11 protein-coding genes are annotated in these 11933 nt (G+C 68.0%); 3 read left to right on the top strand and 8 right to left on the bottom strand.

All coding sequences use genetic code 11. The annotated features are described in order from the left end of the window. The first annotated feature begins 595 nt into the window (after positions 1-595). Entirely contained in the window at positions 596-1696 is a 1101-nt protein-coding gene (locus AB8K43_RS14635) for an LOG family protein (protein WP_370894955.1), read from the top strand. A 6-nt stretch (positions 1697-1702) separates the two neighbouring features. On the opposite strand, the gene rlmN is transcribed toward AB8K43_RS14635, so the two are convergent. The 4 genes from rlmN to pyrH form a co-directional block, all read right to left on the bottom strand. After that, positions 1703-2893 (bottom strand): 23S rRNA (adenine(2503)-C(2))-methyltransferase RlmN, encoded by a 1191-nt coding sequence (rlmN, locus tag AB8K43_RS14630; protein ID WP_370894954.1) that lies wholly within the window; start codon positions 2891-2893, stop codon positions 1703-1705. Positions 2894-2930: 37 nt separating this feature from the next. Then, positions 2931-3845 (bottom strand): phosphatidate cytidylyltransferase, encoded by a 915-nt coding sequence (locus AB8K43_RS14625; protein ID WP_370894953.1) that lies wholly within the window; start codon positions 3843-3845, stop codon positions 2931-2933. Beyond that, complete coding sequence (gene frr, locus AB8K43_RS14620; RefSeq protein ID WP_370894952.1) at positions 3845-4402, bottom strand: ribosome recycling factor; 558 nt, start codon at positions 4400-4402, stop codon at positions 3845-3847. Before frr ends, AB8K43_RS14625 begins: the two co-directional genes overlap by 1 nt. 90 nt (positions 4403-4492) lie before the next feature. Next, positions 4493-5221 carry a UMP kinase gene (gene pyrH / locus AB8K43_RS14615; protein WP_370894951.1) on the bottom strand — a complete coding sequence of 243 codons (729 nt, stop codon included), beginning with the start codon at positions 5219-5221 and terminating at the stop codon, positions 4493-4495. Positions 5222-5403: 182 nt separating this feature from the next. Between pyrH and AB8K43_RS14610 the strand changes: the two genes are divergently transcribed. Next, complete coding sequence (locus AB8K43_RS14610) at positions 5404-6123, top strand: antibiotic biosynthesis monooxygenase (protein ID WP_370894950.1); 720 nt, start codon at positions 5404-5406, stop codon at positions 6121-6123. A gap of 79 nt (positions 6124-6202) precedes the next feature. On the opposite strand, the gene tsf is transcribed toward AB8K43_RS14610, so the two are convergent. From tsf to AB8K43_RS14590, 4 genes are all read right to left on the bottom strand, one after another. Continuing rightward, on the bottom strand, positions 6203-7033 hold the full coding sequence (gene tsf, locus AB8K43_RS14605; RefSeq protein WP_370894949.1) for a translation elongation factor Ts: 831 nt from the start codon (positions 7031-7033) through the stop codon (positions 6203-6205). Positions 7034-7070: 37 nt separating this feature from the next. Continuing rightward, a complete protein-coding gene (gene rpsB, locus AB8K43_RS14600; RefSeq protein WP_370894948.1) occupies positions 7071-8015 on the bottom strand; it encodes a 30S ribosomal protein S2 in 945 nt (314 codons plus the stop codon). Between the two features lie 222 nt (positions 8016-8237). Further along, a complete protein-coding gene (locus AB8K43_RS14595; protein ID WP_370894947.1) occupies positions 8238-9641 on the bottom strand; it encodes an amidase family protein in 1404 nt (467 codons plus the stop codon). After that, positions 9638-10351 (bottom strand): DNA alkylation repair protein, encoded by a 714-nt coding sequence (locus AB8K43_RS14590; protein WP_370894945.1) that lies wholly within the window; start codon positions 10349-10351, stop codon positions 9638-9640. The genes AB8K43_RS14595 and AB8K43_RS14590 overlap by 4 nt, the downstream gene beginning before the upstream one ends. Positions 10352-10386: 35 nt before the next feature. On the opposite strand from AB8K43_RS14590, the gene AB8K43_RS14585 reads away from it, so the two are divergent. Beyond that, positions 10387-11556 (top strand): pyridoxal phosphate-dependent aminotransferase, encoded by a 1170-nt coding sequence (locus tag AB8K43_RS14585; RefSeq protein WP_370894943.1) that lies wholly within the window; start codon positions 10387-10389, stop codon positions 11554-11556. The last annotated feature ends 377 nt before the right edge of the window (positions 11557-11933 follow it).

Raw genomic sequence — 11933 nt, 5'->3', positions numbered from 1 at the left:
TAGATGTTTAAAAACAACCCACAAAGGGATTGAAAACCTGACAACACAACAAACAACCAACGTTAAAAAACATTGTTGTCCATCGAGCAATCAAAGAAATAAACCCGTCACCACACTACAAAGCATGACAACGAGATAAAACTAGGCATCGATAATCATGACACGCTGTTGAGTTCTCAAAATTCGCACGCCCTAAAGATCCGCAGCCATTTCGGCTAACTTTTCTTTCGGGGCTTGTCGTACTTTACCGCACTTCATCTTGGGCGACTAATCGTCCGCTTTGCTCTAAAAAGCTCGGCATTCGATCGGGCCACACTTGGATCTCAAGGCGGACGACCTACTCTAGCGGACCGAAGTCCCCATGTCCACTCGGAAGTGGTGTGAGGTCGGTTACACCCTCGTGCTTGGGACCGGCCTACTTGGTGCGACCTGAAAGGCCGCCGCTTGGTGTCCGTTCCTCCCTCGCGGGTGCAACGAGAGGAACTATGGCACACCGGATCGGCAGGTGCCAAATCGGCCGCTGTGCCAGGCTTTCGCCATGCCTGTGGACGACCGTGGACCCCGCGAAGTGCGCCGCCATCCCAGCCTTCGTGAGGTGTCAACCCCGGCGGACCTGCGCTCCGCCCTGGTCCGGCATCGCAGCCTCCAGGGGGTGCGCATCCAGGACTTGGACCTTCGGCCCTACGAGAACCTCCTCCTTGGTCGCGACGACCTGGAGGGCCTCGTGGTCCTCGGTGGGCAGGTGTCCCATGAGTTGGCGAGCCATCTGCGCCTGCATGGCGCTTTGGTCTTCCCCAGTGACTCCGGCGCGCCGATCAACCCCTATCGGAGCAGCTTGTACCAGCCGGGCGACCTCTATCAGGGGCTGTCCGCCCAGGGCTATGCCAGTACCCCCGACGCGCTGGCTTACGCGTGGAGCCAAGACGCGAGCATCGCCCGCGACGTCTTCGTCTCCTTGCTGCGCGCCATCCACGACGACTCCATGACCGACGCGTTGACCGACTTCCTCGATGGTCTTCCCGTCGTTGGCGTGATGGGTGGCCACGCGCTGGAGCGAGGGACGCCGGACTACGACGCGGCGGCCCACCTCGGTCACGCGATCGCCGAGTCTGGGCACATCGTCCTCACCGGAGGTGGCCCCGGTGCCATGGAAGCGGCCAATCTCGGCGCGTACACCGGGGACAGCGCGCGGCTGGAGGACGCCCTTCGTCAGTTGGCTGCGGTCCCATCCTTTCGCCCGTCGATCGACGCCTGGGCCCGGCTCGCGATGGAGGTGCGCACCGAGATCCGTGAAGGGAGACTGCGTGACGGGTCGACCGGGATCCGCAGCGTCGGCATCCCCACCTGGTTCTACGGACACGAGCCGCCGAATGTCTTCTGCGGTGGGATCGCCAAGTACTTTTCCAACGCCCTGCGTGAGGATGCGCTCCTCGCCCGCTGCGATGCCGGGTTGGTCGTCCTCCCCGGCGCGGCCGGCACGGTGCAAGAGATCTTCCAGGCGGTGACGCCGCTCTATTACGCGCCGGATGACGAGCACGTCCCGCCGCTGATCCTCGTCGGCGTCGAGCACTGGACCACGACGGTCCCGGTGTGGCCCGCCCTTCGGTCCCTCGCCGATGGCCGAACCCTCGCCACCGTCACCCATCTCGTCGACGATGTGCGGGATGTGCCCGCCCTGCTGACGGACGGGAACTGACGCCGATCAGGCGGTGGAGGCGGCGAGCTGACCGCACGCCCCGTCGATATCGGAGCCGCGGGTGTCTCGAACGGTCGTCGGGATGCCGTGCGCTCGCAACCGCTCGACAAACTGCTGCTCGACGCCGGGCCGAGACGCGGTCCACTTCGACCCCGGGGTGGGGTTGAGGGGAATCGGGTTGATGTGCACCCACCCGCGACCGCGCGCCGCGAGCTTCTCCCCGAGGAGGTCGGCCCGCCACGCCTGATCGTTGATGTCGCGGATCAGGGCGTACTCGATGCTGACGCGCCGCCCCGTCGCGACGAAGTAGCGGTGCGCCGAGTCGATCGCTTCGTCCACCGAGAAGCGGGTGTTGATCGGGACCAGTTCGTTGCGCAGTTCGTCATCGGGTGCGTGGAGCGACAGTGCCAGCGTGACCGGGATGCCTTCGGCGGCCAATTTGTCGATCCCTGGGACCAGCCCGACGCTGGACATCGTGATCCCCCGGGCGCTCATCCCAAGGCCATCGGGACTGGGGTCGACCATCCTGCGAATCGCACCGATCGCGGCCTTGTAGTTGGCGAGGGCCTCCCCCATCCCCATGAAGACGACATTGCTGACCCGCCGCAGCGCGTCTGCCCCTTCGAGCGAATCGTCCTCGTCGGCCTCAGCGCCGAGTTCGACCCCCGGAGCGGCGGCGTCGACCATGCCCGAGCGGAGCATGCGGTTTGCCGCGACCACCTGGTCGACGATTTCGGCCGTCGACAGGTTACGGGTGAGGCCCTCCTGGCCGGTGGCGCAGAAGGGGCAGTTCATGCCGCAGCCGGCCTGACTCGAGATGCAGATCGTCGCGCGGCGCGGGTAACGCATCAGGACCGACTCGACGAGCGCTCCGTCATGCAGACGCCAGACGGACTTGATCGTGGCCCCGGCGTCGGCCGTGATCGAACGGACCGGGGTGAGCAGCGTCGGGAGCATCGTCTCGACGAGGTCCGCGCGGCCGGCCTTCGGCAGGTCGGTCATCGTCTCCGGGTCGGTGCTGAGGTGCTCGAAGTAGTGGGTGCTCAGTTGCTTCGCCCGGAATCCGGGGACACCGAGCTCGCTCACCGCGGCCTTGCGTTCGGTCGGGGTGAGGTCGGCGAGGTGGCGCGGCGGCTTCCCGCGGCGCGGCGCGGTGAAGGTGAGTTGTCCGGGGCGGGGCTTCGGGGTGGAGGTCATCGCTATCGCCTCTCCTTGAGTGTGCTGCGAAGGGGGGTCAGTGCGGCGCGACGAGGCGTAGGACCGCCCAGACCACCGGCGCGACGAGGACGAGGCTGTCGAGCCGGTCCATCAGGCCCCCGTGCCCGGGCAGCAGGTTCGACATGTCTTTGAGGCCAAGGTCGCGCTTGATACTGGATTCGACGAGGTCGCCGATCGTGGCGACGGGGGCGACGAGCAAACCGAGCAGCGCGCCGTGCCACCACACGCCGGAGGCAAAGGCGAGCGGGACCACGATCGCGCCGATCACCATCGCCATGATGATCGACCCGGCCATGCCTTCCCACGACTTCTTCGGGGAGAGTTTGGGCGCCATCGGGTGCTTGCCGAGAGTGACACCGGCGATATATCCGCCGATATCGGAGCCGACGACGAGCAGGATGAAGGTCAAGATCCGCCACTGCCCCTCGGGTTCGGCGACCATCAGGATCGCAAAGCCCGCGAGGAAGCAGGGGTAGAGCACGGTCAGCAGGCCCGCGGCGACATCGCGCGCGGCCACTCCCGATACCCCGTCGGCGGCGCGCCAGAGGAGCACCGCCACGCAGGTCAAGGTCGCCGCGAGGACGAGGGCTTCCGGCCCGGCGCGATAAGCCGCGACGACCATGCTCACCGCACCGACCGCGACGGGGACGAAGGGGACGTGCAGGGAGCGCTCAGCGAGCGCCTGGCGGAGTTCCCAGACCGCGATCACGAGAGCGCCCGCGACAATCACGACGAAGGCGACGGGCTCTACGAACAGGGCGATCGCCACCATCGCGCCGAGCCCGACGCCGACGGCGATGGCCGCCGGCAGGTTGCGCCCGGCACGACTGGTCTTCGGTTCTTCGCGCCTCGCCACGGCCATCTCGCTCGTCTCCCCGTCGGTCGTTGCGAGCGGTTCGCCGCGCGAGGGGGCGGCGCTCTGGTCGTTCATCAGACCTCGGAGAGTTCGGCTTCCTTGCGCTTTAGCAGGTCGTCGACCTTGTCGACGTACTGCTTGGTGAGGCTGTCGAGTTCCTTCTCCCCGCGCATCCCGTCGTCCTCGCCGACCTCGCCGTCCTTGACCAGTTTGTCGATCGCGTCCTTGGCGTGTCGGCGCACGTGCCGGATCGAAACCTTCGCCTCTTCGCCCTGGGAGTGCGCCAGCTTGATGTACTCCTTGCGGCGCTCGGCGGTGAGCTCCGGCATGACGATGCGGATGACATTGCCGTCATTGCTCGGGTTCGCGCCGAGGTCGGAGTCGCGCAGCGCCTTCTCGATCGCGCTCATCGACCCCTTGTCGAAGGGGGAGATGATCATGACCCGCGCCTCGGGGGTCTGGAAGGAGGCGAGCTGCTGCAGCGGCGTCGGGGCGCCGTAGTAGTCCACCGTCACCTTGCTGAACAGACCCGGGTTGACGCGACCGGTGCGGATGCCGGCGAAGTGGTCTTTGGCGACCTCGATCGCCTTTTCCATCTTCTCCTCGGCCTCGAGCAGGGCCTCTTCGATCATCGTCTTATGCTCCTTCGCCGGCCGTCCATGGGCCGCTCGGGGTGAAAGGGGGTGGTGGACGCTCGCCCTAGTCTCGCAGATGGGCCGCGATCAGGGGGTGACGAGGGTTCCGAGCCGCTCGCCGAGCAGGGCGCGGGTGATGTTGCCCTCGCCCTCCATGCCGAAGACGAGCATCGGGAGGTCGTTTTCGCGGCCGAGGGCGAAGGCCGCGGCGTCGACGACCTTGAGGTCCTGCGCCAGCGCCTCTTCGTAGGTGACCGTCTCGAGCTTGCGCGCCTGCGGGTTGGTGCGCGGGTCGCTGTCGTAGACCCCATCGACGCCGCTCTTGGACATGAGCACGGCGTCGCACTTGATCTCCAGGGCGCGCTGAGCGCTCACCGTGTCGGTCGAGAAGAAGGGCATCCCGGCGCCCGCACCGAAGATCACGACCCGGCCCTTTTCGAGGTGGCGGATCGCTCGGCGCGGGATGTACGCCTCGGCGACCTGGCCCATGGTGATCGCGGTCTGGACCCGGGTGTCGATCCCCGCCTTCTCCAGGAAGTCCTGCAGAGCGAGGCAGTTCATCACGGTGCCGAGCATCCCCATGTAGTCGGCGCGGGTGCGATCCATGCCCTGCTCCTGGAGCTGGGCGCCGCGGAAGAAGTTCCCGCCGCCGATCACGATGGCGACCTGGACGCCTTCGCGCACGGCGGCCGCGATCTGCTCGGCGATCCCCCGCACGACCTCGGGCGCGACGCCCACCTTGCCACCACCGAAGACCTCGCCGGATAGCTTGAGCAGAACCCGCCGATAGCCAGGGTTGGTCGCTTGGTCGCTCACGTGGGTTCTCCTTGGCTGGCGGGACGGGCGTGGTCGGTCCGCGCGAGGTGATCGCGGGCGGGCCGCGAACGATCCTCGCATATGCCAAGGGTGCCCCAGCCACTTCGCGAGTGCTCATCGGGGTGAACTTCGCCTGACCAGCCCATTTTCGTTCGGCGCGCGATCTGGGTGCACACTAACCCGTGCCCGAAACACCTCCCCCTGCCCCGAAACCGCCCGCCGCCGTCACCGTCGCGATCACCCGACGCGTGCGCCCCGAAGACGAGATCCTCATGCAGGCCTGGGCCGACGCGGGGACGACGATGGCGCAGCGCTTCGAGGGCTTCCTGGGCTCCGGCTGGGTCCGTCCGGCCGCCGACTCCCCCGACTGGCACATGCTCTATCGCTTCGACTCCCGCGAGCACCTCGACGCCTGGGAGAGTTCCCGCGAACGCCAGCGCTGGCTTGCCTCGGGACGCGACCTCGTCGAAGACACCCGAGTCGAGCATCGCACCGGGATCGAGGGCTGGTTTGACGAGCCCGCGGAGCACAGCACGCACGACCTGATGGCGCCGGCCGCGCCCCCGCGGTGGAAGCAGATGGTCGTGATCTTCTGCGCGTTCTTCCCCACCAGCCTCGCGCTCACCTATGCGCTCATGCCGATCACCAGCAGCTGGCCGGGATGGGGACGGGTGTTGCTCAACACGATGATCGCGATCCCGTGGATGACCTATATCTTNTGCGCGTTCTTCCCCACCAGCCTCGCGCTCACCTATGCGCTCATGCCGATCACCAGCAGCTGGCCGGGATGGGGACGGGTGTTGCTCAACACGATGATCGCGATCCCGTGGATGACCTATATCTTCTTGCCCTTCGTCACCCGCCTGTTTTCGCCCTGGACCTCCCCCAAAGGCTCGGCATGACGAAGGGGGTCACTCACCAGATCTGGTGAGTGACCCCCTTCGCGGCGTAGCCCGATAAAAGTGGGCGACCGCGTGTCGGTCAGGCGCCGACGCGGAAGCGGGCGAAGGCGGTCGCCTTCGCGCCGGCCTCGTCGAGCACCTTCTGGATGCTCTTCTTGGCGTCCTTGGCGAACGGCTGCTCGAGCAGGACGTTCTCCTTGAAGTAGCCGTTGACCCGACCCTCGACGATCTTCGGAAGGGCAGCCTCGGGCTTGCCCTCCTCCTTGGCCGTCTCCTCGGCGATCCGACGCTCGTTCTCGACGGTCTCGGCCGGGATGTCCTCGCGGGTGAGGACCGACGGGGCCATCGCCGCGATGTGCACCGCGACGTCCTTGGCCACGGTCTCGTCGCCGCCCTCGGTGCCTAGCAGGACACCGACCTGCGGGGGCAGGTCCGGGCTGGTCTTGTGCAGGTAGACCGTGACGAGCGGGGCCTCGACGCGGGCAACCCGCTTGACCTCGATCTTCTCGCCGATGGTGGCGTTGGCCTCGTCCAAGACGGTCTGGACGGTCTCGCCGTTTGCGGTGGTGGCCGCGAGCAGCTCCTCGGCATTGGTCGCACCGGAGGCGACGGCCGCGGCGAGGACGGTGTCGGCGAGCTCGCCGAACTTCTCCCCCTTCGCGACGAAGTCAGTCTCGCAGAGGACCTCGACCAGGGTGCCGACGCCATTGCCGGACTCGGCAGCCACGAGACCATTGGAGGTCGCGCGGCCCTCGCGCTTGGTCACGCCCTTCAGGCCCTTGACCCGAAGGATCTCGGTGGCCTTCTCGCGGTCACCATCGGCCTCGTCGAGGGCCTTCTTGACGTCGAGCATGCCCGCGCCGGTGCTGGCGCGCAGGGCCTTGATGTCAGCGGCGGTGTAGTTCGCCATAGATGTGTCTTCCCTCAGCTCTGTTTCGTAGGGGTGATCAGGCGCCGGCGATCTTGTGCGCCTCGTCGGCGGTCACGTCCGCGACGGCCTCGGCCTCGTCGGCCGGCATACCCGCGGTGTCGACCGCAGCGGTCTCACGCGCCGCCTCTTCGACCGACGTGGGGCCGGTCTCGGTGTCGGTGTCGGCGGCGGCCTGCTCGGCAGCGGCCTGCTCACCGGCGAGGAGCTCGCGCTCCCACTCGGCCATCGGCTCGGCCTCGGCGCCCTCGGCGTCGGCGCTCGCGCCGCCACCGGAGCGGGCCAGCAGACCATCGGCGACAGCGTCGGCCACCACGCGGGTCAGCAGGGTGACCGAGCGGATCGCGTCGTCGTTACCCGGGATCTTGTAGTCGACCTCGTCCGGGTCGCAGTTGGTGTCGAGGATCGCGATGACCGGCAGGCCAAGCTTGCGCGCCTCGTCAACGGCGAGGTGCTCCTTCTTGGTGTCGACGATCCAGACCGCCGACGGCACCTTGCTCATGTTGCGGATACCGCCGAGCGCCTTTTCGAGCTTGTCCTTCTCGCGGCGCAGGATGAGCAGTTCCTTCTTGGTGTAGCCGGAGCCGGCCACGGTGTCGAAGTCGATCTCCTCGAGCTCCTTCAGGCGGGTGAGCCGCTTGGAGATCGTCTGGAAGTTCGTGAGCATGCCACCGAGCCAGCGGTGGTTGACGTAGGGCATCCCAACCCGGGTCGCCTGCTCGGCGACGGGCTCCTGGGCCTGCTTCTTGGTGCCGACAAACAGGATCGTGCCGCCGTGGGCCACGGTCTGCTTGACGAACTCGTAGGCGTCGTTGATGTAGGTCAGCGACTGCTGCAGGTCGATGATGTAGATGCCATTGCGCTCGGTCATGATGAAGCGCTTCATCTTGGGGTTCCAGCGACGGGTCTGATGCCCGAAGTGGACGCCGCTCTCGAGGAGCTGGCGCATGGTGACGACGGCCATGCCGATGTCTCCTTATATCTAGGGTTGTCAGTTAGGTCCTGGTGTCCTGGCGGCACCCCACCCGAGCGATCGGGACTGCTGTGGTGCGCCCCGGGATCGAAGGAAACCTCGTCACCCGGCGAGAAGACACGCGAATTCGACCGGCGAAACCGGTCGTCCGGCCAGTGTATGCCCGATGCGACGCAACCGCCGAATCGAGGCGGGCGGCGCTGCCCCCGTCGGTTAGGTGAGGATCGGGGATTTCGGGAAGGGCCGGGCGCGCTCGAGCTGAGCGGCGAGGGCGAAGAGGATCCCTTCGTCCCCCTTCCGCGCCACTAGCTGCACCCCGAGTGGGACGCCGCGGTCATCAGTCCCGGCGGGGACCTGCATGACGGCATGACCGGTGACGTTGAACAGCGCGGTATTGGCGACGACCGGCAGCGTGTGCCACTGGGAGCGGAGGTAGCCCGCCCCGGTGAGTTGGCCCGCTGGCGGCGCCGGCGTCGTCAGAGTCGGCAAGACCACCACGTCAGCGTGGGCGAAGAAACGCTCCTCGACGGCGGTCGCGATCCGTTCGCCGCGGCGCTCGGCCCACTTCACGGCGCGGCCTGGGATGGGCCGGCCGATCCGTGCCGAGATCCGGGTCTGGCGCTGCAGACGCGCATAGTGCTCGACGGTGGCTGCCTCGGTTGCCATCCCCGCGAAGAATTGGATCAGGAAGGAATCGGTCGGAGTCGGCCAGCGGGCGTCGGTTTTGGCCACTCGGTGACCGGCGCCGGCGAGGGTGTCGACGACCCCCTTCGTCGCCTCCTGCACGACCGGATCGGTCCGCAGCCCAGGGGTGATGGAGCGGGTCGTCCAGGCGATCCGTAGCGGGGCTGGGTCCTTGGCCGCCTCGGCCGCGAAGGGGGTGACCGGAGCCGCCGCTTGCCACCGGTCGGTCGGCATCGACCCGCTGATCACGTCGTAGAGGACCGCGGAGTCGGCGACCGTGCGGCTCATCCCACCCGCGACGACCAGGCCGAACCAGTGCTCGGAGTGCGGCGCGAGCGTCACGAGTCCGCGCTGCGGTTTGAAGCCCACGAGACCGGCGCACGCGGCGGGGATCCGGATCGATCCGCCGCCGTCGGCCCCCAGCGCGATCGGGACCATCCCCGAGGCGACCGCCGCGGCGGAGCCTCCCGAGGAACCGCCGATGGTCCGCGCGTGATCGAAGGGGTTGCGGGTGATCACCCCATCGCGGGTTTCGGTGAGCGGGACCTGGCCGAACTCGGGCATCGCCGTCTTCCCGACGATGACCGCGCCCGCCGCGCGCATGCGTCGGATGACCTCGCTGTCGGCGCCCCGGGGCGTCGAGTTGCCCCGGCCTCCGAGCGTCGTGACGCAGCCCGCGACGTCGAACTCCTCCTTGACCACGATCGGGACCCCAGCGAGCGCACCGGAGCGGGCCCGGTCATCGTGATCGACCGCAGCGGCCTCGGAGAGGGCTTCGCCGGAGCGCACGGTGGTCATCGCGCCGATCGTGGGATCGAGCGCGGCGATCCGGGCGAGGGCAGCCTCGACCATCTCGCGAGCGCTCCAGCGGCCCTCGCGGACTCCCTTCGCGATCTGGGTCGCGGTTAAGGCGCTGTACTCGTCTGGGTTCATGGCTCGTCCTTGGTGTCGAGATGTTTGAGGGCTTCGCGGCGGCTCAGCGGGGCCAGGTCGTGGTGCTCGACGAAGGCCACCACCCATTGCGGGTCCGTGCGCGCATACTGCCGCAGCGCCCACCCGATCGCCTTGGTGATGAAGAACTCGCGGCGGGCGAGGTTGATCTCGATGACCTCGGCGAGGAGGTCACGATCGGTGCGTTCCTTGGCGCCCAGCTGGGCGATGATCGCGCTCCGCCGGAGCCACAGGTCATCCCCGTGACGGCTTTCGCCGCGCGCCCAGGTGCGAAGGCGTCCCCCTTCACCCTCCGGGTCGGTCAGCAGGATCGCTCCGACCACATGGCTGATCTCGTCAACCAGATCCCACCAGGCACCGGTCACGATGAGGTCTTCGACGAGCGGCATCGCCTCGCTCGTGCGCCACGGGGCCGCGAACCGGTGGCGCAGGACGGCCAGCGCGGCATAGCGCTCCTCCCGGTACTGCGCGCCGTCCCACAGCTCGCGAATGTCCTGCTGCCACTCCTCGCGGCTGGTCGGACGAAGGGTGGGCTCGGCGAGCACCGCCGCGACGATGGCGCGCACCGTCGGGACGCGCACGCCGAGGAAGGGCATCGCCGACTTCATGTAGCGCTGCGCTCCCTCAGCCCGCTGCGGGTCGGCGTGGGCGGCTAACTCGCGGCGAAGGGCGATCCGCACGGCCGTCGTCATCCCCCCATCGTGACGCACCTGCCTACAGTGGCGGGATGGACTCTCCGCTCGTGGCCCGCATGACCCCCTTCGGCGAGACGATCTTCTCGACCATGACCGCGCTCGCGATCACCCATGACGCGGTGAACCTCGGGCAGGGTTTCCCCGACGAAGATGGTCCCGCCGAGATCCTCGCCGCCGCGCAACAGGCGATCGCCGATGGGCATAACCAGTACGCGCCGGGCCCCGGGGTGCCGGTCCTGCGCCAGGCGATCGCCGATCACCAAGAGCGCTTCTATGGGCTCTCCGTCGACCCCGACCGCGAGGTCCTCGTCACGACCGGCGCGACCGAAGCGATCGCTGCGTCGCTTCTCGCCCTGCTTGATCCCGGCGATGAGGTCGTCGCCTTCGAGCCCTACTACGACTCCTACCAGGCCTGCGTCGCCCTCGCCGGCGGGGTGCTGCGCACGGTGCCGCTCACCTGGCCCGATCTCGAGCTCGACGTCGAACGCCTCGAAGCCGCCTGCTCACCACGGACCAAGGTCTTCTTGCTCAACTCCCCGCACAACCCGCTGGGGAAGGTCTTCACCGCGGGTGAGCTCAGCACGATCGGGGAGATCGCCCGCCGCCACAACGCCGTGATCGTGAGCGACGAGGTTTACGAGCACCTCACCTTCGACGGTGCCACGCACATCCCGATCGCCAGCCTGCCCGGGCTCGCTGATCGCACGCTCACGATCTCGTCGGCGGGCAAGACCTTTTCGACGACGGGCTGGAAGATCGGCTGGGCGACCGGTCCCGCCGACCTCATCCGGGCGGTTCGCACGGTCAAGCAGTACCTGACCTTCACCTCCGGCACCCCCTTCCAGTTCGCGATCGCGCACGGCCTTGGGCTGGGTGACGAGGTGTATCGAGGTCTCACCGAATCCCTCGACGCGCGCCGAGGGCTCATGCTCGATGGGCTTCGGTCCATGGGTTTTGGGGTTCAGGCACCAGAGGGGACCTACTTCATCGTGGCGGACACCGCGCCGCTCGGCGTCGATGACGCCGACGCCCTCTGCCGCGCGATGCCCGAGCAGATCGGGGTGGCCGCGGTGCCGGTGTCGGCCTTCTATGAGGACCAGACGCTCGGGCGCTCGCTCATCCGGTTGGCGTTCTGCAAGGACGAGGCCGTGCTGCGAGCAGGCCTCGAGCGCCTCGCCCGCGTCCCCGACGTCCGCCTCTAGCACCTCCCAAGCCCCCAAGCACCCCACAGACCGCGGCCGGCCTGCAAAAGGTGCCGACCCCCGCACCCCGCACACCCCACCGTCTGCGGCCGGCCTGCAAAAGGTGCCGACCCCCGCACCCCGCGCACCCCACCTCCACACCCGGGGTGCCAAACGCGCCCACCCCAGCACCCCGCGCACCCCACCGCGGCGGCCGGCCTGCAAAAGGTGCCGACCCCCGCACCCCGCGCACCCCACCTCCACACCCGGGGTGCCAAACGCGCCCACCCCAGCACCCCGCGCACCCCACCTCCACACCCGGCCTGCAGAAGGTTCGCCCCCTTCGCCTCGGGTGCGGGAGTTATCCCCATCGGTTGCGAGCGCATCGGCGAAATGCA

Origin of the sequence: Janibacter sp. GXQ6167, from assembly GCF_041365945.1 — a bacterium.
In the GTDB taxonomy this organism is placed as follows: domain Bacteria; phylum Actinomycetota; class Actinomycetes; order Actinomycetales; family Dermatophilaceae; genus JBGFSK01.
This window is presented reverse-complemented; position numbering and strand designations above follow the sequence as displayed.